This is a genomic window from Ensifer sp. D2-11 (assembly GCF_054161295.1).
The window spans coordinates 2,795,345-2,818,791 of record NZ_CP096433.1; the positions used below are offsets into that span (position 1 = coordinate 2,795,345).

The window sequence follows — 23,447 nt, forward strand, 5'->3', positions numbered from 1 at the left end:
GCTCAGGCCGTCTCCGGTACGAATGACAGGGCGAGCCCGTTGATGCAGTGCCGCTTGCCGGTCGGCGGCGGGCCGTCGTCGAAGATGTGGCCGAGATGACCGCCACAGCGGCGGCAGTGGCATTCGGTCCTCGTCACGAACAGGGTGTCGTCCTCGCGCGTGCCGATCGCGTCGGGAAGCGCCTGCCAGAAGCTCGGCCAGCCGGTACCGCTGTCGTATTTCGCGTCAGAGGAATAGACGGGCAACTCGCATCCCGCGCAGTGAAAGACGCCGTTTCGCTTTTCGTTGTCGAGCGCGCTGCTGAACGGCGGCTCCGTGCCCTCCTCGCGCAAAACGCGATAGCGATCCTCGCCGAGCAGCGCCCGCCACTCCGCGTCGGTCCTGGTGATTTCGAAGGCTTCGCCGGCGACGGCGCGTACGGGCCATACCAGACCGCGCAGGGCGACCACCGCGGCCAGGGCCGCGCCCGCCATCAGCAAGTCGCGCCGGCTGATCATCGGAACCTCCATCGGGGCCTGATATCGTAACTTATGCGGCCGCGGCACTCCTGCCAAAACAAGGCCGATCAAACCGCCGTGACTGAGTGGCCGCCGTGGAACCAGACTTAGAAGGCGCGCGCCGTGCCTTGCGCGATGACCGCACCGGTGGGCGAGCCGGTCGCCGAGCCACCCTTGGGCTCGACACTGACGGAGAGCCTGGAGCCCGTGGCAATCTGGCTTCGCACTCCCGGCTCAAGCACGATTTCCCCCTCGCCGGACGGCGGCAGCACGCCGAGCGAGACCGGCGGATCGTCACCATTGATCAGCCAGAGTTCGAGCGATTTCTCCTCCATCTGTCCGGCGGCGGCCGGCGACAGTCTCAGGCGCCCTGTGGCCGGTTCGAAGTGCGTGACGAGGTTGATGGCGCTGCCATGGGCTTCGAGGCTCGCAACGAGTGGCGTACCGCCTCGGCGATCGCTGAAAAGTCCTGCCAGCGCGCCTGCCATCACGACGACCGCCGAAAGCGATACGAGGGCTGCGCTGCGCCAGAGGGGAAGCGAGCCCCAGACACCGCGGGGGTCGTCTGCGCCCCGGCCCGCTTCGAAGACCGCGCGCTCGGAGGAGCGAAACCTGCTGCGCGGCGCGGCCGACTCATATTCGTCGCCGAAGGCCGCAAGATTGTTCTGCCAGCGGATGACCATGGCGGCGAAGTTGCGGTCCGTTGCCATGCGCGCCTCGGCCTTCCGGCGGTCATCGGCAGACAGCGCGCCGAGCACGTACTCTCCCGCGATCACCTCGTCGCGGCGGGAATCTCCGCTTTCGGGCTTCTGCGTCGTCATGGCTCCCTGCACTCTCTCAGCTTCAGAGGGCCGGCACGATTCCCTTCGATCTCTTCCAGGCAAGCTTCGATGCGCCTGCCCTCGGGACTGCGGCGGTCCTTTCCGGATCAATGCAGGATCAGTCAAATCGCCAGCGCCGTCAATCGGCTTGTCGGCCATGCCGCGCACGCCGCAAGCACTTCGGCACAGCCGAGCGACCGCCGTCACAATGGCTTTATGTTGCGTCCGGATCATTCCATCCGCCAGAGAGTTGCGCTAAACAGCAGCCGGTATTTTTCGAGGATCCGCCATGTCCGCATCAGAAAGTGAAATTCAGGCCCGCCTGCTCGCCCAGGCCCTGCCCTACATGCAGCGCTACGAGCATAAGACGATCGTCGTCAAATACGGCGGTCACGCCATGGGCAATGCCGAACTCGGGCGCGCCTTTGCCAGCGACATCGCGCTTCTGAAGCAGTCCGGCGTCAACCCGATCGTCGTTCACGGCGGCGGCCCTCAGATCGGCGCAATGCTCAACCGGATGGGCATCGAGTCAAAATTCGAGGGCGGGCTCCGCGTCACCGACGAAAAGACCGTCGAGATCGTCGAAATGGTGCTTGCCGGGTCGATCAACAAGGAGATCGTCGCGCTCATAAATCAGACGGGCGAATGGGCGATCGGCCTTTGCGGCAAGGACGGCAACATGGTCTTTGCGGAAAAGGCGAAGAAGACCATCCGCGACCCGGATTCCAACATCGAGCGCGTGCTCGACCTCGGCTTCGTCGGCGATGTGGTCGAAGTCGACCGCACCCTTCTCGATCTGCTCGCCCGCTCCGAGATGATACCGGTGATCGCGCCTGTGGCGCCGGGACGGGACGGCCACACCTACAACATCAACGCGGACACCTTCGCCGGCGCCATCGCCGGCGCGCTCAATGCGACGCGCCTGCTCTTCCTCACCGACGTTCCGGGCGTCCTCAACAAGAAGGGCGAACTCATCAAGCAGCTCTCCGTCGCCGAGGCGCGGGCGCTGATCGCCGACGGCACCATTTCGGGCGGCATGATCCCGAAGGTGGAGACCTGCATCGAGGCGATCAAGGCGGGCGTCCAGGGCGTCGTCATCCTCAACGGCAAAACGGCACATTCGGTGCTGCTCGAAATCTTCACCGAGCACGGCGCAGGCACGCTGATCGTGCCGTGAGGCGCTCCTTGTTTGCCGTGATTTGCCCCTCTCCTCGGGTTTAACCCGAGGACTAACCCTCTCCCCGTTCTGACGGGGAGAGGGGACGTGCCCTGCAAGACGCCTCTCGATAGTGCGGCTAGGCGGCGCCACGAGTCCCTTCTCCCCGTCATGACGGGGAGAAGGTCGCGGCAGCGGGATGAGGGGCGAATCTCTTAACTCGCCCTATAAACCTTCTCCGCCTCGCCGCGCAGCCGGGCGATCATCTCCCGGTATGGGGACGGCCCGTAGCTCACCCGCCCGACGCCGGCGGCCGCAAGCGTGGCGATGTCCGGCGCCCCCGGCTTCATCATTACGTTGACCGGCAAGGGAGATGCCGCGCAGAGCCTGGCGATCAGGTCTCGATCGGCGAGGCCCGGTGCGAAGAAGCCGCTCGCGCCCGCATCCGCATAGGCCTCGGCGCGGGCGATCGCATCCTCCATCAGGGCCGCGTGGCGCGCCGCGTCGCTCTCCTGCAGGAAGAGGTCGGTGCGGGCGTTGATGAACAGTGCAATGCCCTGTCGCTCCGCCATCTCTCGGATCGCGCGGATGCGGGCCGCCTGCTTGTCGATCGGATGGACGCCGCCTCTGCCAACCATCTGGTCCTCGAAATTGATGCCGATCCCGCCGGCATCGATCACTTGCGCGACATTGGCCGCGGCCTGGGCCGGGTCCTCCGAATAGGCGCCTTCGAAGTCCACCGAGAGCGGCAGGTCCGTAGCCGCGACGATCTCGCGCACGGTCTCGAGCAGCAGAGGCAGCGGCAGTTTCTGCCCGTCCCCATATCCATGTGCCGCCGCGACCGACCAGCTCCCGGTGGCGAGCGCCTTGGCGCCGGCCTCGGCCACGCACTGGGCGCTGCCTGCATCCCAGATGTTGTACAGAACCACCGGATCGCCTTTCCGGTGCAGTGCCCCGAAGGCAAGCGCTCTTTCTTCCTGGCTCATCGTATCTTCTCCCAGTCCGTCAGGTTGATCGATCCCGTTACATCGTTGGAGTGGCGGCCTGCACAGGCTTCTCCCCGTCCCACCCTCTGAAAAGCCCGACAGGACGCATTCTGCCCTCGTGGCGAAGCAGCCATTGCTTGCGCCGGAGCCCGCCCCCATAGCCCGTCAACGATCCGTCAGCGCCGATGCAGCGGTGGCATGGCACGATGATTGCGAGGCAGTTGGAGCCGTTGGCCCTGGCCACGGCACGCACCGCCTGCGGGGTTGCGACCTTCCGCGCGATGTCGCTGTAGGAGCGTGTCTCGCCCACGGGTATCGCAACGAGTTCTGCCCATACCTGGCGCTCGAAGGCACTGCCGTCGAGGGCGAGCGGTGTCCGAAAATCGGCCGAGCGCCCGGCGAAATAGTCGTTGAGCTCGCGCTCCACCTGATCGATGGGCGGCGTTCTGCCGGGGACCACCGCAGAGTGCGTCTTTCGCTTGAGATTTTCCACTTCGGCCGGGAGGGCCTTGCGGTCGTGGAACTCGATGAGATGAAGATGCGTCTGGTCGGCCACCGCCACCATGGGGCCTAGCGGCGTCTCTATCCAGTCGGCAAAGAGCAGCACGCGCCTCTGCGATTTCGCTGGAGCCTGTCCGATCAGCCGCCCGAAGGCGGCGCGAAAACCGCTCGGAGATTCATAGCCCGCGTCGATCTGCGCCTCGATGACACTGGCGCCGCCGGAGAGCTGCCGCGCGGCTTCGCCCATTCGCCGCTGGCGGGCGAGATCGAGAAACGTGACGCCGAGGGATCGCTTGAAGGCGCGCCGCACGGTCGACGGATCGAAGCCGCGCCGCACGAGATCGCCCTCCGTCCAACGATGTTCCGGCCGGCGGTCGAGCAGCTCGATAAGCTCCTTGACGAGCGGATCTTTCCCGGATGCACCTTCCAGCGGGCGGCAACGTTGGCACGGCCGGAAGCCGGAATTGACGCAGGCGGAAATACTGTCGAAGAACAAAGTGTTCTCCCGCTTCGGCTTGCGGGCGGGACATGAGAGCCGGCAGAAGATGCCGGTGCTCTTGACGCAGACGAAGGCCTGGCCCTCATAATCGGAACTGCGGGCCAGCAGCGCATCGTAAAGGATATCGTCATCAGGCAGATCGAAAAGCATATTGCTTTGTAGCATCAGCCACACGCGCCGTCCGCCGAATTTCGGGCATCTATTCGTGCTGTTCGCCGATCCCTCACATGACGAGCAGCATGACCACGCCGAGCACGATAAGCAGGCAGCCGACCAGTTCGAGCCGGTTGATCCACTCCCGGAAGATGAAGAAGGAGGAGGCGAAGGTGAACAGCATCTCCACCTGAGCGACCACCTTGACGATCGCCGCCTGCTGCAGCGTCATCGCCGCGAACCAGCCGAAGGAGGCCGAGGCGCCGACGAAGCCCACGACGAAAGCGGGCTTCCAGGCAGCACCTATGCGTTTCAGTTCGTCGCGTTCACGCGCGACGATCCAGAGAAGCATGACGATCGTCTGAAGCAGGATGACGAAGCCGAGCGTGAAGCTCGCCTGGATCACATAGTCCGGCTGAGGCAGACTCGGCTCCAGCGCCAGCGAGGCCGAGCGGTAGGACACCGCCGAGAGACCGAAGAAGGTACCGGAGAGCAGCCCGATTCCCGCCGTGCGGCTGAAGATCGATGTCAGCAGCGACCGCGCGCTGAGCGTCGTTCGGGCGACGGAGATCAGCATGACGCCGACCACCGAAATGGCGATCGCAACCAGCGCTCCCTGGCTTGCCTTTTCGCCGAGGAAGATCAGTCCGAAGAGCGCCGCCTGGGCGGGCTCGGTGCGGGAATAGGCGGTGCCCACCGCGAAGTTGCGGAAGGAGAAGAGATGGACGAGCAGGAAGGTCGCAGCGATCTGCGCCAATCCGCCGACCACCGCCCAGAGATAGAAAGTGCCGTTCGGCACCGGCAGCTGATGCCCGCCGACGCGCCAGAGCAGGACGAGGTAGAGGAGCGCGAAAGGCAGCCCGAAGCCGAAGCGGACGAAAGTCGCGCCGGTGGTGCCCATGACGCCCTTCAGGTGCTTCTGCATGGCGGAGCGGACATTCTGAAGGAAGGCCGCGGCGACGGTGATGAGAACCCAGGTTTCCATATTTGCCCGCTAACACGCAGGCCGAAAACAATCCATGGCCAATCGGGTCGCAGGTGAACAAACCGTTTTGCTTCGCAAGGCCGGCCGTGTCATAAACCCGCCCATGAAGAAGCTCGACCGCATGCCGACCCACGCCGAATTCGCCCATGTCACCGACTGGGTCTTCGACCTCGACAACACGCTCTATCCGCATCACGTCAATCTGTTCTCACAGATCGACCGCAACATGACGGCCTATGTTGCCGAACTCCTGTCGCTGGAGCCTGCGGAGGCGAAGAAGCTGCAGAAGGAATACTACCGCGACCACGGCACCACGCTTCAGGGCCTGATGCTTCATCACGGCATCGATCCCAATGATTTCCTCGAAAGAGCCCACGCCATCGACTATAGCGTGGTGCCGGCCGATCCGGCGCTCGGCGAGGCGATCAAGGCGCTGCCCGGACGCAAGTTCATCTTCACCAACGGCAGCGTCGCCCATGCGGAGATGACCGCGCGGGCGCTCGGCATTCTCGAGCATTTCAACGACATCTTCGACATCGTCGCCGCCGGCTTCATACCGAAGCCCGCCGGCGACACCTACGACAAGTTCATGGGCCTTCACCGCATCGACACGGCGAATGCGGTGATGTTCGAGGATCTGCCGCGCAACCTGGTCGTCCCTAAGGCGCTCGGCATGAAGACGGTGCTGCTCGTGCCGCGCAATCTCGAATACGAGTTCGCCGAGGCCTGGGAAACGTCGAGCGACGCGGACGATCAGATCGACTACGTCACGGAAGACCTGGCGGGTTTCCTGCGCAGTGTGATTGTTTAGCCCAAAAGTCAAAGGCCCCTCCCCACAGGCCCTACAGGGGGAGGGGTTCGGGAGGGGCTTTTTTTGTGAACTACCGCCGTCCGGACGCCATCGGGACCGACCGGGGGTCGACCTTCTCGTAAAACCCGGCGATGATTTCCCATGCCTCTTCGGCCGTCTCCACGAAATGCAACAGGTCGACGTCGTCCGGCGCGATGGTTCCGAACTCGGCCAGTGCCTCGAAATTGATGATGCTGCGCCAGAATTTCTCGCCGAAGAGGATGAGCGGCACCAGAGCAAGCCGGCCGGTCTGCATCAGCGTCATGGTTTCGAACAGTTCGTCGAGCGTGCCGAAGCCGCCCGGGAAGACAGTGACCGCCTTGGCACGCAGCAGGAAGTGCATCTTGCGGATGGCGAAATAGTGGAAATTGAAAGACAGGTCCGGCGTCACGAACTGGTTCGGCGCCTGCTCGTGCGGAAGCACGATGTTCAGGCCGATCGAAGGTGCGCCGACGTCGGCTGCGCCGCGATTGCCCGCCTCCATGACGCCGGGGCCGCCGCCCGTGACGACCACATATTCCTTGTAACCGAGCTTTGCCGACTGCTCCGAGCACAATCGCGCGAACTTGCGCGCCTCGTCATAATAGATCGAGGCAGCCTCGAGATTCTTGCGCTGGATGTCGTTCTTGGCGGCCCAGGCCTCGCCGCCCGGCTCCGGAATGCGGGCTCCGCCGAACATCACCACGGTGGAGTTGATGCCGCGCTCCTCGAGCATCATCTCGGTCTTCAGGAGCTCGAGCTGCAGGCGGACGGGCCTCAGTTCCTCACGGCACAGGAAATCGTCGTCGATATAGGCGAGACGATAGGTGGGCGAAGCCGATTGCGGCGTCAAAGGCACGCTCGATGCGCGTTGCCTGCTCTGGGAGCTGTCTGCCAGCGGATCCCAAACCCCATCCTTGCGGCGCAGAGTCCGCTTCTTCATGCGTGCCATGTTTCGTTTCCCGTCGCGTTTCGAACACCGGAGACCTCGTCCGGACGCGTCCCTTCGGATCTTTCTCGGCCATAGAGGCGTCCCTACTGCCGGATTAGTTGAGACTTGCCAAGTCCCGTTGAGGAGCGCGAGCCGAAAAGGCCTTCAACTTTTGAGGATCATGCTCCATGGGCGCCAGGTTTCGGTGAAGCCGCGCGACATCTTGAATCGCTGCATAATCCGTGAAGCCGGTTCCGATTCGGGGAATTATGCAGTAGAGCTTGCAGCACAACGCCGAACTCGAAGGATTTCCGATGACGAACCACGACCTCGCCTCCCTGTCGCAGACGATCGAGACCGCTTTCGAAGGGCGCGACGCCGTCAACACCGGCACCCGCGGCGCGGTTCGCGACGCCGTGGAAACGGCGCTGAACCTGCTCGACAGCGGCAAGGTACGCGTCGCTGAACGCAGTGAGGACGGCACCTGGACGGTCAACCAGTGGCTCAAGAAGGCGGTGCTCCTCTCCTTCCGCCTCAATCCGATGGAACTCGTCAGAGGCGGACCGGGCGAAGCCGTCTGGTGGGACAAGGTTGCCTCCAAATTCGACGGCTGGAGCGTCAACGAGTTCGAGAAAGCCGGGTTCCGCGCCGTTCCGAACTGCGTGGTCCGCCGCTCCGCCTATATCGCACCGAATGCGGTGCTGATGCCCTCCTTCGTCAATCTCGGCGCCTATGTCGGCGAGGGGACGATGGTCGACACCTGGGCGACCGTCGGCTCCTGCGCGCAGATCGGCAAGAACGTGCATCTTTCCGGCGGCGTCGGCATTGGCGGCGTGTTGGAGCCGATGCAGGCCGGCCCGACCATCATCGAGGACAATTGCTTCATCGGCGCCCGCTCGGAGGTGGTCGAAGGCTGCATCGTCCGCGAGGGTTCGGTGCTCGGCATGGGTGTCTTCATCGGCAAGTCGACGAAGATCGTCGACCGCGCGACGGGCGAGGTGATGTATGGCGAAGTGCCGCCCTACTCCGTCGTCGTCGCCGGCTCCATGGCTTCCGGCTCCACCATGGCCAATGGCCAGCCGGCGCCGAACCTCTATTGCGCCGTGATCGTCAAGCGGGTCGACGAGAAGACCCGCTCCAAGACCGGCATCAACGAACTGCTCCGGGACTGACGATGGCCAAGGAGGGGCGGCAGCCGAGCATGATGTGGCTGTTCTTCAGCCCCTCCGGCCGTATCGGCCGCCTGCCCTTTCTCCTCGCCTGGCTCTTCTGGTTCGCCGTCGGCTCCATTTTTCTGGTGCAGATGATGAAGAACGAGGTGGATGACGCGGCGCTCGCGCTCTGGACGCTGGCTCTGATCGTCTCCGGCGTGCTTTCGACGCTCTCCATCGCCATGCTGGCGATCAAGCGCCTGCATGATATCGGCTATCCCGGCCCGCTGGCGCTCTGCCTCTTCATCCCGGTTCTGAGCCCGATCGTTTTCATCGGTCTCTGCCTCTGGCCGGGCGCAAACAGGGCAAACGAATATGGCAGCCGCCGCGATGCGCCGGCCGGAGATTGATTCCGCCCTGTACATTTCAACGCTCACCAAGTATGTAGCGCGGCAACTGAATAGGGCCGCGACCACGTTGGCCGCGGCAATCGACGCCTGATGACGACCTGCACCGAGGTCCGCTCTTCCGCCGACGACAACCGAAATCCGAAAGAAGAGACATGACAGAATTCGCAGGGATCGCGCCGGCGATCGCCGAGGCGTTGGCAAAACGCGGTTACGAGACGCTGACGCCGGTTCAGCAGGCCATGCTGGATCCGTCGCTCGGCACCGCCGACGCGCTGGTCTCCGCCCAGACCGGCTCGGGCAAGACCGTGGCCTTCGGCCTGGCACTGGCGCCGACGCTCATCGGTTCGGCAAGGAAATTCGCGCAGGCCGGCGCACCGCTTGCACTCGTCATCGCGCCGACGCGCGAATTGGCGCTGCAGGTCATGCGTGAGCTCGACTGGCTCTACGAGATGGCGGGGGCCACCATCGCCTCCTGCGTCGGCGGCATGGACATGCGCAGCGAACGGCGCACGCTGGAACGCGGCGCCCATATCGTCGTCGGGACGCCGGGACGGCTTTGCGACCATATCCGCCGTGGATCGCTCGATATATCGGGACTGAAGGCCGTCGTGCTCGACGAGGCCGACGAGATGCTGGACCTCGGCTTCCGCGAGGATCTGGAGTTCATTCTCGAGGCGTCGCCGGCGGATCGCCGCACGCTGATGTTCTCCGCCACCGTACCGCGCTCGATCGCGACGCTCGCCAAGAGTTACCAGCGCGACGCAGTCCGCATCGGCGTCACCTCCGAGCAGAAGCAGCACGGCGACATCGAGTACCGCTCGCTGCTCGTGGCGCCGAGCGACCGTGAGAATGCCATCATCAACGTGCTGCGCTTTTACGAAGCGAGGAACGCGATCGTCTTCTGCTCGACGCGCGCCGCGGTCAATCATCTGACCGCCCGCTTCAACAATCGCGGCTTCTCCGTCGTGGCGCTCTCAGGCGAGCTCAGCCAGAACGAACGCACCCACGCACTGCAGGCCATGCGCGACGGCCGCGCCCGCGTGTGCATCGCGACCGACGTAGCGGCGCGCGGGATCGACCTTCCGGGCCTCGAGCTCGTGATCCATGCCGACCTGCCGACCAACTCCGACACGCTGCTGCATCGCAGCGGCCGGACGGGCCGCGCCGGCCAGAAAGGCGTGAGCGCACTGATCGTGCCCGTGAACGCCCGCCGCAAGGCCGAGCGGCTGCTTGAAAACGCACGGATTACCGCCGCCTGGGCAAAGCCCCCGTCGGCCGACGAGGTGGCACGTCGCGACGACGAGCGCATCGCGGCCGATCCGGCCCTTGCCGAAGCTCCGCGCGAGGATGAACAGGCGATCGTCGAGACGCTGATCAGCCGCTACGGGGCGGAAAAGATCGCCGCGGCCTTCGTCCGGCAATTCCGCTCGAACCGTTCCGCTCCGGAGGAACTCGTGGATGTCGCCGTCTACGACGATCGCAGGAAACCCCGTCGCGACGGCCCGGCTTTCACGGGCGACAGCGAGCCGGCTCCGCGCGCGGACTTCGCCGACGGCCAGTGGTTTTCCCTCTCCGTCGGGCGCAAGCAGAACGCCGAGCCCCGCTGGCTGATCCCGATGCTTTGCCGTTACGGCAAGCTGAGCAAGCGCGATATCGGCGCGATCCGCATGCAGCCCGAGGAAACCTATGTCGAGATGACGGCCGACGGCGCAGAACGCCTCCTTGCCGCGATCGGCCCGAACCGGATGCTGGAAAAGGGTATTCGCGTCAAAACCCTTCCGGGTGCCCCGGACAGCTCCAGGCCGCGGCAGGACAAGCCGGACTTCGAGAAGAAGCGGCCGCCGGCGACCGCAGCGGAGCGCGAGCACAAGGACTTCAAGCCGAAGCGCAAGTTCGACAAGCAGCCTCCCATCGCGCAGGATGCGCATTCGGACAGCCGGGGCGACAAGCCCTGGAGCAAGAAGAAGGGCAAGCCCGAAGCGCAGAAAACCGGCGACTTCAAGGCCGGTGCCAAGCGCAACAACGCCAAGAAGCGCCAGCCTTGAGATGGCATTCCCGCCGGCGATCGGCATCGCGGCGGGAAAACTTGAGGTGAATCCCCGCAGATCAAGTCTCCAGGACCGTGCCGCCGCATGTCGAATATCGCCTGAGCGAGGTGGGCCGCTCGCTGAGTGAAGCGCTGGTCGTGCTCGACCGCTGGGCGGAGACCCATTTCGGCACGCTCGACGCCGCGCGCGAACGCTATGACGCGCAGACGAACAGGTGAGAACGGGGTCGTCACTCGCCGTTCTGCGACTGCGCCATGACCTTCACGACCCAATCGGCGAAAACGCGCAAACGGCTGCTCAAGTGACGGTTCGGCGGATAGACGAGATAGATCGGCATCGGCTCGACCTGCCAGTCGGGCAGAACCGGAACCATCGTCCCGTTGCGAAGGTCCTCGCGCACCATGAAGAGCGGCGCCTGGATGACGCCCAGTCCCGCCCGGGCGGCGGCAAGATAGGTGGTCGATTCGTTCGCAGCCACCGTATAGCGTCCACTCACCTCGATCTCCTCGTTGCCGCGCCGGAAATGGAACGGCATCTGCTGACCGGTCTTCGGCAGGAAATAGCCGACCACATAGCAATTCTTCTCCAGATCGGAAGGGTGCTGCGGCACCGGGTGTCGCTCGAGAAAATCCCGCGAAGCGCAGGCGACGAACTTCATCTCGGTGATGCGCCGGGCGATCAGCGACTGATCCGTCAGGGTACCGGCGCGGATGGCGCAATCGACGTTCTCCGCGAGATAGTCGATCGTTCGGTCGGAAACCCCGAGATCGATCTGGATATCGGGGTACTTCTTGTGGAACTCGGGCAGCGCCGGAATGATTACCAGATTGGCGAAGGCACTTGCCGTCTCGACTCTCAGTCGGCCCTTCGGCAGGCTCTGGGCCGTCGAGAGGCTGCCGTCCAGTTCGTCGAGGTCGGAAAGCAGCCGTGCGGCGCGCTCGTAATAAAGCGCACCGTCCGGCGTCACCAGGACGCGCCGCGTGGTACGATTGAGCAGCTTCGTGCGCAAATGCGCCTCCAGCCCCTGGATAAGATTGGTGACGGTCGCCTTCGGCATGTTGAGGGAGGCGGAGGCACGAGTAAAATTGCCGGTCTCCACAACCCGAAGAAAGGCGCGCATGGCCGTGAGTTGGTCCATTTTCAATAACCGAATTGTTCGAAATACCGAATAGTGTAATCACAACCCGCGGACTATTCCAGACGAAAGACAATGATATGCTGCAAACATCGCGAGTTGTCCCTCATCTAGGGATTCACCCGTGGCGGAGACAAGAGAGATGAACGCGCAATTTACGGAAGAGACGATGCAGACGAGCAAAGGCTCGTGCCGCGCGCGTGTCTACCGCGGCGCATCGCTGCTCGCGCCGCCGCCGATCGTGCTGCATCTCCATGGTGGCGGCTTCGTCGGCGATTCGGTCGCGGCGGGCGAAAAAGTGGCCAATGCCTTGGCGGCCGCGGGCGCGGTCGTCATCTCGCCGGAATATCCTTCCGCGTGCATGAACCCGTTTCCGGCGGCACTCGACTGCGCCTATGCGATGCTTTCATCCATGCGCAGCCGCTGTCCGCAGTTCGCGCACAAGAAGTCGATGCTGTTCGTCGCCGGCGAAGAGGCGGGCGGCAATCTTGCGGCCGGCCTGGCGCTGATGGCGCGCGATCAGTTCCTGACCGACCTCAAAGGCCAGATCCTGCTGTCGCCCCTGCTCGACCCGTGCCTGGCAACGGCTTCGTTTCGCAAGTTCTGTCCGCAGAGTTCGGTGCAATCCATCGCCGAAGGCTGGCAACAATATCTCGGCGAGCGCAGCGGGCTCACGCATCCCTATGCGGCGCCGGGCCATTGCAGCCGTCTCGGCGGTCTCGTTCCGGCCCTCGTCGTCACCAGCGAGGAGTGCCCGATGCGCGACGAGGCGGAAGCCTATGCCGAGCGTCTCCGCAAGGCCGGCGTTCCGGTGGAAACCCATGTGCTGCCCGGGCGCGCCTCATGGCTGCCTGTCGGCGGCGCGGCGCAGGAGACCTGGCCATCGCATGAAGAAATCATATCCGGCATCTTCTCCCGCTTCTTCAAGCAGGCGGGAGCGAAGCCGGCCAAAGAGTAAACAAATAAAACAGTAAGCACAGAGCCGGGCTCCCAACCGGCGAGGAGAAAACATGACATCGACAGTAACCCGCCGGGTCCTGTGGGGCGCCGGCTTGAGCATTCTTTTGTCCGTCGGCGGCGGCGCAGCCGTCTTCTTCGGACTGCCTCAGCGCTTCCAGGCGGATGCCGCGACCGAAGCGCCCGCCGCAGCGGCGCCGCCGGCCGTGCCGGTCTCCGTCGCCAAGGCCGAATCGCGTCGGATCACCACGTGGGAGAGCTTCTCCGGCCGTCTCGAAGCGATCGAGCGCGTCGAGATCCGTCCTCGCGTCGGCGGCGCGATCCTGAGCGCCCACTTCCGCGAAGGGGCGCTGGTCGAAAAGGGCGACCTGCTCGTCACCATCGATCCCGAGCCCTTCGCCGCGGCAGTCGAGCGCGCCGAAGCGCAGGTTGCCGCAGCCGAAGCGCGCGTCGCGCTCGCCAGAACCGAGCTCGAACGCGGCCGCAAGCTGGTGACCACCAGCGCTATCCCGCAGAGCGGAGTCGATCAAAGGCTCAGCGTCTACGACGAGGCGCGGGCGAACCTCCGCTCGGCGAAGGCCGCGCTGCACACCGCCAAACTCGACTTGGAATACACCGAAGTGCGCGCGCCGATCAGCGGTCGCGTCGGCAGGCTCAACGTGACGGCGGGCAATCTCGTTACCGCCGGCACCGCCTCGCCGGTCCTGACGACGCTCGTGTCCGTGGACCCGATCTATGCGAGCTTCAACGTCAGCGAGGAGGTCGTCGCCGCCGCGCTCGCAAAGCTCTCGGCCTCGGCCGGCAGCATCGATGCGATCGAACGCATCCCCGTCGAAATCGGCACCTCCGCCGACGAGGGGACGCCGATCACCGGCCATATCCAGCTCATCAACAACGAGGTGGACGCGGCAACCGGCACCATTCGCGTGCGGGCGGAACTCACCAATGCCGATGGGCGCCTGATCCCGGGTCAGTTCGTGCGCATTCGGATCGGCGATCCGCAGCCTGAGGAAAAGCTGGTGATCAGCGACCGTGCGGTCAGTTCGGATCAGGACAAGAAATTCGTCCTGGTCGTCGGGGCGGACAACAAGGTGGAGTACCGCCAGGTCACTCTCGGGCCCGTCGCCGATGGTCTCCGGATCGTGGAAAACGGGCTGAAGCCCGGCGAGAGCATCATCGTCAACGGTCTGCAGCGCGTACGCCCCGGCGTCGTCGTCGCCCCGCAGGCCGAGCAGGCGACCGCTTCGATCGCCAAGCCATAGCCAAGCTGCGCCCTGACGGACCATAGCAGGGCGCCGAAAAGACATTCAACGGCATGCATCGGTGCTCGCGGCGATAAGTCTTCGCCGCAGACGCGCTCCGCTTGCCTGAAGTTCCCAAGGGGGATGCCATGAATTTCTCACGCTTCTTCGTCGACCGCCCGGTCTTCGCGGGCGTTCTTTCCGTGATCATCTTCGTCGCGGGCCTGATCGGCATGACCGGCCTGCCGATTTCCGAGTATCCGGAAGTCGTGCCGCCGCAGATCGTCGTCAGGGCGCAATATCCGGGCGCCAACCCGGCCGTCATCGCCGAAACCGTCGCCACACCGCTCGAAGAGCAGATCAACGGCGTCGAGGGCATGCTCTACATGCAGAGCCAGGCGACCGCCGATGGCCTGATGACGCTGACCGTCACCTTCGAGCTCGGAACCGATCCGGATCAGGCCCAGCAGCTGGTGCAGAACCGCGTCTCGCAGGCCGAGCCGCGGCTGCCGGAAGAGGTGCGCCGGCTCGGCGTCACCACCGTCAAGAGCTCGCCCGACCTGACGCTCGTCGTGCACCTGATTTCACCCAACGGGCAATACGACATCAACTATCTGCGCAACTACGGCGTCCTGAACGTCAAGGACCGGCTGGCGCGCGTAGATGGTGTCGGCCAGGTGCAGATCTTCGGCGGCGGCGACTATTCCATGCGCGTCTGGATCGACCCCGAAAAGGCCGCAGAGCGCGGGCTTGCCGCGAGCGACATCGCCAATGCCGTCCGCGGGCAGAACGTCCAGGCAGCCGCCGGCGTCATCGGCGCTTCGCCGTCGGTTCCCGGCCTGGACCTGCAACTCTCCGTCAACGCTCAGGGCCGCCTCAAGACACCCGAGGATTTTGCCGACATCGTCGTCAAATCGGGCGAGAGCGGGGAGATCACGCGCCTGGGCGACGTCGCCCGCGTCGAAATGGGAGCCGCTGACTACTCGCTGCGCTCGCTTCTCGACAACAAGGCCGCCGTCGGCATGGGCGTGTTCCAGGCGCCCGGCTCGAACGCCATCCAGATCTCCGAAAACGTCCACAAGGTCATGGCCGAGCTGAAGCAGACCATGCCTGATGGCGTCGATTACGAGATCGTCTACGACACGACGCAGTTCGTCCGGGCGTCGATCGAATCGGTCATCCACACGCTGCTCGAAGCCATCGCGCTCGTGGTCGTCGTCGTCATCGTCTTCCTGCAGACCTGGCGCGCCTCGATCATCCCGCTCGTTGCCGTGCCCGTCTCGATCGTCGGCACCTTCGCCGTGATGTATGTCTTCGGCTTCTCGATCAACGCGCTCAGCCTCTTCGGCCTGGTGCTGGCGATCGGCATCGTCGTCGACGACGCCATCGTCGTCGTGGAGAACGTCGAACGCAATATCTCCCAGGGTCTCTCACCGGTGCAGGCGACCTATCGCGCCATGCAGGAGGTCTCTGGGCCGATCATCGCGATCGCGCTGGTCCTCGTCGCGGTCTTCGTGCCTCTCGCCTTCATCACCGGACTCACCGGCCAGTTCTACCGCCAGTTCGCGCTGACCATCGCGATCTCGACCGTGATTTCGGCCCTCAACTCGCTGACGCTCTCGCCGGCGCTCGCCGCCCTTCTCCTGAAGGACCACCACGCCCCGAAGGACCGGCTGACGCGGGTCATGGATGGGTTGTTCGGCTGGTTCTTCCGCGGCTTCAACCGCTTCTTCGGGGCGAGTTCGGAGGCCTATGGCCGGGGCGTCGGCGGCATCCTCACCCGCAAGTCGCTGGTCATGGGCGTCTATGTCGTCCTCCTCGGCGTCACCTTCGTGCTCTTCCGCGCGGTGCCCGGCGGCTTCGTGCCGGCGCAGGACAAGCAATACCTCATCGGCTTTGCGCAGCTGCCGGACGCGGCGACGCTCGATCGCTCGGAAGATGTCATCCGGCGCATGAGCGAGATCGCCCTCAAGCACCCGGGCGTCGAACACGCCATCGCCTTCCCGGGCCTATCGATCAACGGCTTCACCAATTCGTCCAACTCCGGCATCGTCTTCGTGTCGCTGAAGCCGTTCGAGGAACGTACGACGCCCGAACTTTCGGGCGGCGCCATCGCCATGCAGTTGAACCAGGAGTTCGGGGCGATCCAGGATGCCTTCATCGCCATGTTCCCGCCACCGCCCGTCCAGGGCCTCGGCACGACCGGCGGCTTCAAGCTGCAGATCGAGGACAGGAACGGCCTCGGCTACCGGACGCTGGACGATGCGACCAAGGCCGTCCTCGCCAAGGCGATGGCGGCACCGGAACTCGCCGGGCTCTATTCGAGCTTCCAGATCAACGTGCCGCAGCTCTATGCCGACCTCGACCGCACCAAGGCCCGGCAGCTCGGCGTCGCGGTCACGGACGTGTTCGAGACGCTGCAGATCTATCTGGGCTCGCTCTACGTCAACGACTTCAATGCTTTCGGCCGCACCTACAGCGTGCGCATCCAGGCCGATGCGAGCTATCGCAGCCACGCCGACGACATCGGCAAGCTGAAGGTGCGTTCGCAGACGGGCGAGATGATCCCGCTGTCGGCCCTGCTCAACGTCGAGCAGACGGTCGGCGCCGAGCGGGCCATCCGCTACAACGGCTTCCTCGCCGCCGATATCAATGGCGGACCGGCACCCGGCTTCTCCTCCGGTCAGGCGCAGGCGGCCATCGAGCGGATTGCGGCCGAGACTCTGCCGCCCGGCATTTCATACGAGTGGACGGACCTGACCTATCAGCAGATCCTCGCCGGCAACTCGGGCATCCTCGTCTTCCCGCTGGCGCTGCTGCTCGTCTATCTCGTGCTTGCGGCCCAGTATGAGAGCCTGCTGCTGCCGATCGCGATCATCCTGATCGTGCCGATGGGCATCATGGCGGCGCTGACGGGCGTCTGGCTGACCGGAGGCGACAACAACGTCTTCACCCAGATCGGCCTAATCGTTCTGGTGGGTCTGTCGGCAAAGAACGCGATCCTGATCGTCGAATTCGCCCGCGAACTGGAACTGTCCGGCAGCAATGCCGTCAGTGCGGCGATCGAGGCGAGCCGGCTCCGGCTCAGGCCGATCCTGATGACCTCGATGGCCTTCATCATGGGTGTCGTGCCGCTCGTCACCTCCACCGGCGCCGGCGCGGAAATGCGCTCCGCCATGGGCGTGGCGGTCTTTGCCGGCATGATCGGCGTCACGGCCTTCGGCATCTTCATGACGCCCGTCTTCTATGTGCTCATCCGCAAGCTTTCCGGCGAAAAGCCGCTGAAGCACACCGGAGCGCATATAGAAGCCCCGCATCTCGCCCCCGGCGAGTAGCCTTCCCTGCCCCCGAACGGGGTCGATGGCGGGCCGGACATCTGTCCGGCCCGTTCTCTTTCCAGCCGCCCTGCGAAATCCGCCCGGTTCATCGGACGTGACAGCGGGTGGCTGATCGGATAAACCGGCAATCTCTGTTACCGGACTACCGTTTCTTGGCCCACCGGCTTCGCAGGCATACCTTCCATGTTCCCGACCGATCCCGTCTCCAATCTCGCTGCCCTCATTCGCTGCCCCTCCGTCACACCCGCCGAGGGAGGCGCGCTCGCGGCTCTTGAAGCCATGCTTGCTCCGGTCGGCTTCAAGGTCGACCGGGTCGTGGCGAAGGAACCCGGAACGCCCGACATCGAGAACCTTTACGCCCGGACCGGGGGCGAAGGACCGCATCTGATGTTCGCAGGCCACACCGATGTGGTGCCGGTCGGCGACGAGGCGGCCTGGAGCCGACCGCCCTTCTCCGCCGCGATCGCCGAAGGCGAAATGTACGGACGCGGCGCCGTCGACATGAAGGGCGGCATCGCCTGTTTCGTGGCGGCAGTCGCCCGTCACATCGAGAAGCATGGCGCGCCCAAGGGCTCGATCTCCTTCCTCATCACCGGCGACGAGGAAGGCCCGGCGATCAACGGCACGGTGAAGCTCCTCGAATGGGCGGCGGCAAGGGGCGAGCGCTGGGACGCCTGTCTCGTCGGCGAGCCGACCAATCCGGACTGCATCGGCGACATGATCAAGATCGGCCGGCGCGGGTCGCTCTCCGGCCGGATCACCGTTCATGGCATCCAGGGCCACGCCGCCTATCCGCATCTTGCGGACAATCCGGTGCGCAGCATCCTGCAGCTCGCACAGGCCCTGATGGACCCGCCCTTCGACGACGGCACCGAAAATTTCCAGCCTTCGAACCTCGAAGTCACGACCATCGATGTCGGCAATACCGCAGTAAACGTCATTCCCGCCAAGGCGAGCGCCGCCTTCAACATCCGTTTCAACGACCGCTGGACGGCCGAAAGCCTGATGGCGGAGATCGTGGCGCGTCTCGACCGCGCAGCAGCCGATAGCGCGCTGAGGCCCGGCCGGGCTCCGGCCAGATACGAGATCGTCTGGAACGAGCGTCCGAGCCACGTCTTCCTGACGCGCAACAACGCGCTCATCGAATCGCTTTCGGGTGCCGTGGAGGCCGTCACCGGGCGGCAGCCGCAGCTGTCGACCACCGGCGGTACATCGGACGCGCGCTTCATCAAGGACTATTGCCCGGTCGTCGAATTCGGCCTCGTCGGCAAGACCATGCACATGGTCGACGAACGCGTCGCCCTTGCCGATCTCGAAATCCTGACCGGGATATACGAAACCTTCATCGCCCGCTGGTTCGGTCATGCCGCTGCTTGAGGAAGTCCTTGTCTATATCAAGGGGCTGTGGCTGCTGATCCAGGGCAACCTTGAAGGCTATCGCTGGCTGGATATCAGCGAGAGCGGGTTGTGGCGCTCCTTCACGGCGATCCTCTGGACGCTGCCGGCGCTGGCCGTGGGCTGGGCCTCGTGGCGGCTCTATTATCTCTCGGTGATGCCGACCGGTACGACAGTCGGCATCGGCTTCTTCGGGAAGCTTCTCGCCGTCGATCTCGTAAGCTGGCTGCTGCCGATCGTGCTGATCGCCGTCCTCTCGCGCCCGCTCGGCTTTTCCGTCCTGGTGGTGCCGGTGATCGTCACGACCAATTGGCTCCAGGTCCCGCTGACCTATGCCATGGCAGTGCCGGCCGCGTTGCTGCTGGTCATACCCGGCAGCGCCGGGATGGCAGCCCTGCTGTGGCTTCTGCTGCTCGTCGCCAGCTCCGCGCTGCTCTTCCGCCTTTTGCGGACCGTTACCGCCAAGCAGAACCTGCTCGCCGCCGCCCTTGCCGCGATCTTTCTGCTGTCACCGCTGATGATCATGCAGTTCCTGCAGCGCCTGCTCGGCCTGATGCCGGGCTGAATGGCGGCGGATCTGCGGCAGCCCCTCATCCGCCTGCCGGCACCTTCTCCCCGCAAGCGGGGAGAAGGGACAAGCGGCACGAATCGAGCGAGCGCCGCGAGTCTCCTTCGCCCCGCGTGCGGGGAGAAGGTGGCCGGCAGGCCGGATGAGGGGCTGCTGTTTCCAGCTCAGTAATCCACCCGTATGAAATAAAGCCCGTCCGGCGGGGCGACAGGGCCGCACGCCTTGCGGTCCCGCGCCTTCAGTGCCGCCTGCAGGTCGTCCGGCGTCCATTTGCCCTCGCCAACGAGCTTCAGGGAGCCTGCGAAGGAACGGATCTGGTTGTGAAGAAAGCTTTGCGCCGTGGCGCGGATTTCGATGAGCTCGCCCGCACGGGTCACGTCCAGCCGGTCGAGCGTGCGCAAGGGGCTCGTCGCCTGACAGTGGGCCGAGCGGAAGGTGGTGAAATCGTGATGGCCGACGAGGCGCTGCGCCGCCTCGTGCATGGCGTCGTGATCGAGCGGCTTCGGCACCCACCAGGCGCGCCGCGCCTCCAGCGCCAGCGGCGAACGGCGGGAAATGATCCGATAGAGATAATGCCTGCGGATTGCCGAGAAACGGGCGTCGAAATCGCCGGGGGCTTCCGCGACATCGAGGATCGAGACCCGCTCGCCGGCAAGCGCCAGATGCGCGTTGAGGGCGTTTTGCAGCGTGTACGACTTCCACTCGCGCGTGAGATCGAGATGCGCCACCTGCCCTCTGGCATGAACGCCGGAATCGGTGCGCCCGGCGCCGCGGATCGAGACCGTCTCGCGGGTCAGCGACAGGACCGCCTTCTCGATTGCGCCCTGGACTGAGGGACCGTTGTCCTGCCTCTGCCAGCCGACGTAATCGGAACCGTCATATTCGACGGTCAGGCGATAGCGGGGCATCAGGCGATCCTCGCGCCGGCAGCGATGGGCGTGCCGCGCAGGAAATCGGCCGCGTCGAGCGCTTTGCCGCCCGCGCGCTGCAATCTCGTCAGCCGCACCGCGCCCTCTCCGCAAGCGATCCTGAGAGTGTGATCAAGCACTTCTCCGGGAGCACCTTCCCCTTCCGACATCTCGGAGGCCAGCACCTTGACGCGTTCGCGACGGCCGGCAATATCGAGTTCGAACCAGGCGCCGGGAAAGGGCGAGAGGCCGCGGATATGGTTGTGCACCTCGGCCGCCGGCCGGGAGAAATCGATCCGGGTCTCTTCCTTCGATATCTTGGCGGCATAGGCGACGCCCTCTTGCGCCTGCGGCGCGAGCGGAAGCTCACCGGCCTCGAGCCTGGCCATCGCCTCCGTCATCAGCACAGCTCCGACCTGCATCAGCCGGTCGTGCAATTCGCCGGCCGTCACCATCTCATCGATCGGAACCGACTGCGCGAGAGCGACGGGACCGGTATCGAGCCCCTTGTCCATTTTCATCACCATCATGCCGGTCTCGCGGTCGCCGGCCATGATCGCCCGCTGGATCGGCGCCGCCCCCCGCCAGCGCGGCAGGAGCGAGGCATGGCCGTTATAGCAGCCGTAGCGGGTGCCGGAGAGTATTTCCTCCGGCAGCAGCAGCCCGTAGGCGACGACGACCGCCACGTCCGCACCGAAATCCCGAAAGGTCTGGCGGTCCGCGGCATCCTTGAAATTGGCGGGCGTCAACACCGGTATGCCCAGCCGCTCGGCAGCCTGATGCACGGGGGACTTCTGCAGGTCGAGGCCGCGCCGGCCGCCCGGCCGCGGCGGCTGCGTGTAAACGGCGGCGATCTCGTGACCCGCCCCGGCGAGCGCCAGGAGCGTCGGCACGGAAAATTCCGGTGTGCCCATGAAGATCATGCGAAGCGGCAAGTGGCGGCCTCCGTCTCTTTCGATTGCCCGTAAGCGGGCGGCGGCTCCAGCTTGAATGCGGCCGCGACGCTAGATCGCCTTTGCGCCGCGCGTCTTGGCCGCCTTGGTGAACCTGCGAATCACCATATCGCGCTTGAGCTTCGAGATGTAATCGATGAACAGGACGCCGTTCAGATGGTCGATCTCGTGCTGCAGGCAGGTGGCGAGCAGGCCCTCGGCCTCGACCGCCTGTTCCTTGCCCTCGCGATCGACATACTCGACCGTGATCGCGGCGGGTCGCTCGACCTCGGCGTAGTAGTCGGGGATCGAAAGGCAGCCTTCCTCATAGACCGAACGCTCCTCGGACGAGCGGACTACCTTCGGATTGATGAAGACGAGCGGCTGCTTCTCCTCGCCCTCCTTCGTCACGTCGAGAACCAGGAGGCGCTTCGGCACGCCGATCTGTATCGCGGCGAGACCGATGCCCGGCGCGTCGTACATGGTTTCCAGCATATCGTCGGCGAGCCGGCGAATATCGGCGTCAATGGTCTCCACCGGTGTCGACACCTGGCGCAGAACCGGATCGGGAAGAATGATGAGCGGCTTGATCGTCATGTCGATCCCCATAGCCGATCTTTCCGTCGACGCGCAAGAAAATTGCCATCGAGAAACCCGTTGTGCTCCAAACGGGGGCGACCGGGGAGCGGAAATGCATGTTCTCGTTTTGATCTGGTTTTCGCACGCGAATCTGTTAGTCTGCGGCCATGGAGCCCATCCCCTTTTCCTTCGATCAGCCGCTGTTCCTCATCGGCACCCTGGCCGTCACGGCCGGCCACCTCGTCACAACCGCCGCCATTCTCGTGGTGCTGTTCTCGGCCATCATGGTGCGGCGCGCCCGTTCGGCTCGCGCGACCGGCCGCGAAGAGCAAATGTCGGCGCTCATTGCAGCGCAGACGGAGATGCAGGGACGCATCGCCGCCATGACCGAGGTCTTGGGCGCCCGGCAGGCGGAACTGAACCAGTCGCTCAGCCAGCGCATCGACGGAATGACGCACCGCATTGGCGCCTCGATCAGCGAGCAGACGAAGGCGACGCACGAAAATCTGCGGCGGCTCCAGGAGCGGCTCGCGGTGATCGACAACGCGCAGAACAACATCCAGTCGCTCGCCAAGGACATGGCCGGGCTGCAGAGCATCCTCGCCAACAAGCAGACGCGCGGCGCCTTCGGACAGTCGCGCATGGAGGCGATCGTCGCGGACGGCCTGCCTATGGGTGCCTTCGCCTTCCAGGCGACGCTTTCCAACGGCGCCCGGCCGGACTGCACCATCCGCATGCCGAACGGCCAGCCGCCGCTGGTCATCGATGCGAAATTTCCGCTCGAGGCCTGGAACTCCATGAGGGACGCGGCGAGCGCCGAACGGCGGCAACAGGCCGCGCAGGCATTCCGCCGCGACATGGAGGTGCATATCCGCGATATCGCCGGCAAATATCTTCTACCGGGCGAGACGCAGGATACGGCCTTCCTCTTCGTTCCCTCCGAATCGATCTTCGCCGAAATCCACGAGCATTTCGAAGCGGTCGTCCAGAAGGCGCACCGGCAGCGGATCGTCATCGTCTCTCCGTCGCTTCTGCTTCTCTCGATCCAGGTCATCCAGGCGATCCTGAAAGATGCCCGCATGCGCGAGCAGGCCCACCTGATACAGGGCGAAGTCGCACGGCTGATGGAAGACCTCTCGCGTCTCGACGAGCGCGTACGCAAGCTCCAGGGCCATTTCGCCATGACCCAGAAGGATGTCGAGGACATCCTGATCTCCTCGGACAAGCTGACCCGTCGGGGCGCCAAGATCGAGGCGCTCGAGCTGCAGGCCGAGGCCGATCCGAGACAGGGCGAAAAGCCGGGCGACGGCAGCGGGCGCCCGATGGACGGGCGCATGGGGCAATTGAAGCTGAGAGTGGTTGACGAGGACTGACGGCGTCGGGCACTCTCCGGCAAATGCGTGTCGCCCGAAACCGTGCAGCGGTTT

The 23,447-nt window shown here is 64.8% G+C and carries 22 protein-coding genes; 12 read left to right on the top strand and 10 right to left on the bottom strand.

What is annotated here, in order from left to right; all coding sequences use genetic code 11:
* Positions 1 to 2 precede the first annotated feature (2 nt).
* Positions 3 to 497 carry a peptide-methionine (R)-S-oxide reductase MsrB gene (gene msrB, locus M1D34_RS13425; protein WP_015007107.1) on the bottom strand — a complete coding sequence of 165 codons (495 nt, stop codon included), beginning with the start codon at positions 495 to 497 and terminating at the stop codon, positions 3 to 5.
* Positions 498 to 604: 107 nt separating this feature from the next.
* On the bottom strand, positions 605 to 1,318 hold the full coding sequence (locus tag M1D34_RS13430) for an anti-sigma factor (protein ID WP_498779428.1): 714 nt from the start codon (positions 1,316 to 1,318) through the stop codon (positions 605 to 607).
* Between the two features lie 289 nt (positions 1,319 to 1,607).
* On the opposite strand from M1D34_RS13430, the gene argB reads away from it, so the two are divergent.
* Positions 1,608 to 2,495, top strand: a complete 888-nt coding sequence (gene argB, locus M1D34_RS13435) for an acetylglutamate kinase (protein ID WP_010968575.1) — start codon at positions 1,608 to 1,610, stop codon at positions 2,493 to 2,495.
* Positions 2,496 to 2,689: 194 nt separating this feature from the next.
* On the opposite strand, the gene M1D34_RS13440 is transcribed toward argB, so the two are convergent.
* The 3 genes from M1D34_RS13440 to M1D34_RS13450 are packed head-to-tail and all read right to left on the bottom strand — an operon-like array spanning position 2,690 to position 5,598.
* Positions 2,690 to 3,460 carry an isocitrate lyase/PEP mutase family protein gene (locus M1D34_RS13440; RefSeq protein WP_498779430.1) on the bottom strand — a complete coding sequence of 257 codons (771 nt, stop codon included), beginning with the start codon at positions 3,458 to 3,460 and terminating at the stop codon, positions 2,690 to 2,692.
* Between the two features lie 37 nt (positions 3,461 to 3,497).
* On the bottom strand, positions 3,498 to 4,625 hold the full coding sequence (locus M1D34_RS13445) for a bifunctional transcriptional activator/DNA repair enzyme AdaA (RefSeq protein ID WP_498779432.1): 1,128 nt from the start codon (positions 4,623 to 4,625) through the stop codon (positions 3,498 to 3,500).
* Between the two features lie 58 nt (positions 4,626 to 4,683).
* A complete protein-coding gene (locus M1D34_RS13450) occupies positions 4,684 to 5,598 on the bottom strand; it encodes an EamA family transporter (protein WP_027989498.1) in 915 nt (304 codons plus the stop codon).
* A gap of 34 nt (positions 5,599 to 5,632) precedes the next feature.
* Here M1D34_RS13450 and M1D34_RS13455 point away from each other — a divergent pair, with 34 nt between their 5' ends.
* The gene (locus M1D34_RS13455; protein ID WP_017265880.1) at positions 5,633 to 6,409 is read left to right on the top strand and encodes a pyrimidine 5'-nucleotidase; all 777 of its coding nucleotides are present in this window, start codon (positions 5,633 to 5,635) and stop codon (positions 6,407 to 6,409) included.
* 70 nt (positions 6,410 to 6,479) lie between these two features.
* Here M1D34_RS13455 and M1D34_RS13460 read toward each other — a convergent pair whose 3' ends face one another.
* On the bottom strand, positions 6,480 to 7,379 hold the full coding sequence (locus tag M1D34_RS13460) for an LOG family protein (protein ID WP_003527617.1): 900 nt from the start codon (positions 7,377 to 7,379) through the stop codon (positions 6,480 to 6,482).
* Between the two features lie 293 nt (positions 7,380 to 7,672).
* Here M1D34_RS13460 and dapD point away from each other — a divergent pair, with 293 nt between their 5' ends.
* From dapD to M1D34_RS13480, 4 genes are all read left to right on the top strand, one after another.
* Positions 7,673 to 8,530, top strand: coding sequence for a 2,3,4,5-tetrahydropyridine-2,6-dicarboxylate N-succinyltransferase (gene dapD / locus M1D34_RS13465; RefSeq protein ID WP_003527620.1), 858 nt, complete (start codon positions 7,673 to 7,675; stop codon positions 8,528 to 8,530).
* A gap of 2 nt (positions 8,531 to 8,532) precedes the next feature.
* Entirely contained in the window at positions 8,533 to 8,919 is a 387-nt protein-coding gene (locus M1D34_RS13470) for a DUF805 domain-containing protein (protein ID WP_003527621.1), read from the top strand.
* Between the two features lie 152 nt (positions 8,920 to 9,071).
* Positions 9,072 to 10,964 (top strand): DEAD/DEAH box helicase, encoded by a 1,893-nt coding sequence (locus M1D34_RS13475; protein ID WP_498779436.1) that lies wholly within the window; start codon positions 9,072 to 9,074, stop codon positions 10,962 to 10,964.
* 77 nt (positions 10,965 to 11,041) lie between these two features.
* Complete coding sequence (locus tag M1D34_RS13480; protein ID WP_003527623.1) at positions 11,042 to 11,185, top strand: winged helix-turn-helix transcriptional regulator; 144 nt, start codon at positions 11,042 to 11,044, stop codon at positions 11,183 to 11,185.
* A gap of 11 nt (positions 11,186 to 11,196) precedes the next feature.
* Here M1D34_RS13480 and M1D34_RS13485 read toward each other — a convergent pair whose 3' ends face one another.
* A complete protein-coding gene (locus M1D34_RS13485; RefSeq protein WP_003527624.1) occupies positions 11,197 to 12,105 on the bottom strand; it encodes a LysR family transcriptional regulator in 909 nt (302 codons plus the stop codon).
* Positions 12,106 to 12,244: 139 nt separating this feature from the next.
* Here M1D34_RS13485 and M1D34_RS13490 point away from each other — a divergent pair, with 139 nt between their 5' ends.
* The 5 genes from M1D34_RS13490 to M1D34_RS13510 all read left to right on the top strand — a co-directional run bounded on the left by M1D34_RS13490 (position 12,245) and on the right by M1D34_RS13510 (position 19,598).
* Positions 12,245 to 13,060, top strand: a complete 816-nt coding sequence (locus M1D34_RS13490; protein WP_003527633.1) for an alpha/beta hydrolase — start codon at positions 12,245 to 12,247, stop codon at positions 13,058 to 13,060.
* A gap of 52 nt (positions 13,061 to 13,112) precedes the next feature.
* Positions 13,113 to 14,321, top strand: coding sequence for an efflux RND transporter periplasmic adaptor subunit (locus tag M1D34_RS13495; protein ID WP_003527635.1), 1,209 nt, complete (start codon positions 13,113 to 13,115; stop codon positions 14,319 to 14,321).
* A 128-nt stretch (positions 14,322 to 14,449) separates the two neighbouring features.
* Positions 14,450 to 17,635 carry an efflux RND transporter permease subunit gene (locus tag M1D34_RS13500; RefSeq protein WP_003527637.1) on the top strand — a complete coding sequence of 1,062 codons (3,186 nt, stop codon included), beginning with the start codon at positions 14,450 to 14,452 and terminating at the stop codon, positions 17,633 to 17,635.
* 186 nt (positions 17,636 to 17,821) lie between these two features.
* Positions 17,822 to 19,015: a succinyl-diaminopimelate desuccinylase gene (gene dapE, locus M1D34_RS13505; RefSeq protein WP_498779441.1), complete on the top strand. Its 1,194-nt coding sequence runs from the start codon at positions 17,822 to 17,824 to the stop codon at positions 19,013 to 19,015.
* Positions 19,002 to 19,598, top strand: a complete 597-nt coding sequence (locus tag M1D34_RS13510) for a hypothetical protein (protein ID WP_003527641.1) — start codon at positions 19,002 to 19,004, stop codon at positions 19,596 to 19,598. The genes dapE and M1D34_RS13510 overlap by 14 nt, the downstream gene beginning before the upstream one ends.
* Before the next feature lie 167 nt (positions 19,599 to 19,765).
* On the opposite strand, the gene truA is transcribed toward M1D34_RS13510, so the two are convergent.
* The 3 genes from truA to def form a co-directional block, all read right to left on the bottom strand.
* Positions 19,766 to 20,509, bottom strand: coding sequence for a tRNA pseudouridine(38-40) synthase TruA (gene truA, locus M1D34_RS13515; protein ID WP_498779443.1), 744 nt, complete (start codon positions 20,507 to 20,509; stop codon positions 19,766 to 19,768).
* Positions 20,509 to 21,444, bottom strand: a complete 936-nt coding sequence (gene fmt / locus M1D34_RS13520) for a methionyl-tRNA formyltransferase (protein ID WP_127598352.1) — start codon at positions 21,442 to 21,444, stop codon at positions 20,509 to 20,511. Before fmt ends, truA begins: the two co-directional genes overlap by 1 nt.
* 69 nt (positions 21,445 to 21,513) lie before the next feature.
* Positions 21,514 to 22,038: a peptide deformylase gene (gene def / locus M1D34_RS13525; RefSeq protein WP_003527648.1), complete on the bottom strand. Its 525-nt coding sequence runs from the start codon at positions 22,036 to 22,038 to the stop codon at positions 21,514 to 21,516.
* A gap of 149 nt (positions 22,039 to 22,187) precedes the next feature.
* Here def and M1D34_RS13530 point away from each other — a divergent pair, with 149 nt between their 5' ends.
* Positions 22,188 to 23,393 (top strand): DNA recombination protein RmuC, encoded by a 1,206-nt coding sequence (locus M1D34_RS13530; RefSeq protein ID WP_498779446.1) that lies wholly within the window; start codon positions 22,188 to 22,190, stop codon positions 23,391 to 23,393.
* Positions 23,394 to 23,447 lie beyond the last annotated feature (54 nt).

Coding starts and splice junctions, on each gene's coding strand:
- msrB (WP_015007107.1), bottom strand. CDS start 497: ATGATCAGCCGGCGCGACTTGCTGATGGCGGGCGCGGCCCTGGCCGCG.
- M1D34_RS13430 (WP_498779428.1), bottom strand. CDS start 1,318: ATGACGACGCAGAAGCCCGAAAGCGGAGATTCCCGCCGCGACGAGGTG.
- argB (WP_010968575.1), top strand. CDS start 1,608: ATGTCCGCATCAGAAAGTGAAATTCAGGCCCGCCTGCTCGCCCAGGCC.
- M1D34_RS13440 (WP_498779430.1), bottom strand. CDS start 3,460: ATGAGCCAGGAAGAAAGAGCGCTTGCCTTCGGGGCACTGCACCGGAAA.
- M1D34_RS13445 (WP_498779432.1), bottom strand. CDS start 4,625: ATGCTACAAAGCAATATGCTTTTCGATCTGCCTGATGACGATATCCTT.
- M1D34_RS13450 (WP_027989498.1), bottom strand. CDS start 5,598: ATGGAAACCTGGGTTCTCATCACCGTCGCCGCGGCCTTCCTTCAGAAT.
- M1D34_RS13455 (WP_017265880.1), top strand. CDS start 5,633: ATGGCCAATCGGGTCGCAGGTGAACAAACCGTTTTGCTTCGCAAGGCC.
- M1D34_RS13460 (WP_003527617.1), bottom strand. CDS start 7,379: ATGGCACGCATGAAGAAGCGGACTCTGCGCCGCAAGGATGGGGTTTGG.
- dapD (WP_003527620.1), top strand. CDS start 7,673: ATGACGAACCACGACCTCGCCTCCCTGTCGCAGACGATCGAGACCGCT.
- M1D34_RS13470 (WP_003527621.1), top strand. CDS start 8,533: ATGGCCAAGGAGGGGCGGCAGCCGAGCATGATGTGGCTGTTCTTCAGC.
- M1D34_RS13475 (WP_498779436.1), top strand. CDS start 9,072: ATGACAGAATTCGCAGGGATCGCGCCGGCGATCGCCGAGGCGTTGGCA.
- M1D34_RS13485 (WP_003527624.1), bottom strand. CDS start 12,105: ATGGACCAACTCACGGCCATGCGCGCCTTTCTTCGGGTTGTGGAGACC.
- M1D34_RS13490 (WP_003527633.1), top strand. CDS start 12,245: ATGAACGCGCAATTTACGGAAGAGACGATGCAGACGAGCAAAGGCTCG.
- M1D34_RS13495 (WP_003527635.1), top strand. CDS start 13,113: ATGACATCGACAGTAACCCGCCGGGTCCTGTGGGGCGCCGGCTTGAGC.
- M1D34_RS13500 (WP_003527637.1), top strand. CDS start 14,450: ATGAATTTCTCACGCTTCTTCGTCGACCGCCCGGTCTTCGCGGGCGTT.
- dapE (WP_498779441.1), top strand. CDS start 17,822: ATGTTCCCGACCGATCCCGTCTCCAATCTCGCTGCCCTCATTCGCTGC.
- M1D34_RS13510 (WP_003527641.1), top strand. CDS start 19,002: ATGCCGCTGCTTGAGGAAGTCCTTGTCTATATCAAGGGGCTGTGGCTG.
- truA (WP_498779443.1), bottom strand. CDS start 20,509: ATGCCCCGCTATCGCCTGACCGTCGAATATGACGGTTCCGATTACGTC.
- def (WP_003527648.1), bottom strand. CDS start 22,038: ATGACGATCAAGCCGCTCATCATTCTTCCCGATCCGGTTCTGCGCCAG.
- M1D34_RS13530 (WP_498779446.1), top strand. CDS start 22,188: ATGGAGCCCATCCCCTTTTCCTTCGATCAGCCGCTGTTCCTCATCGGC.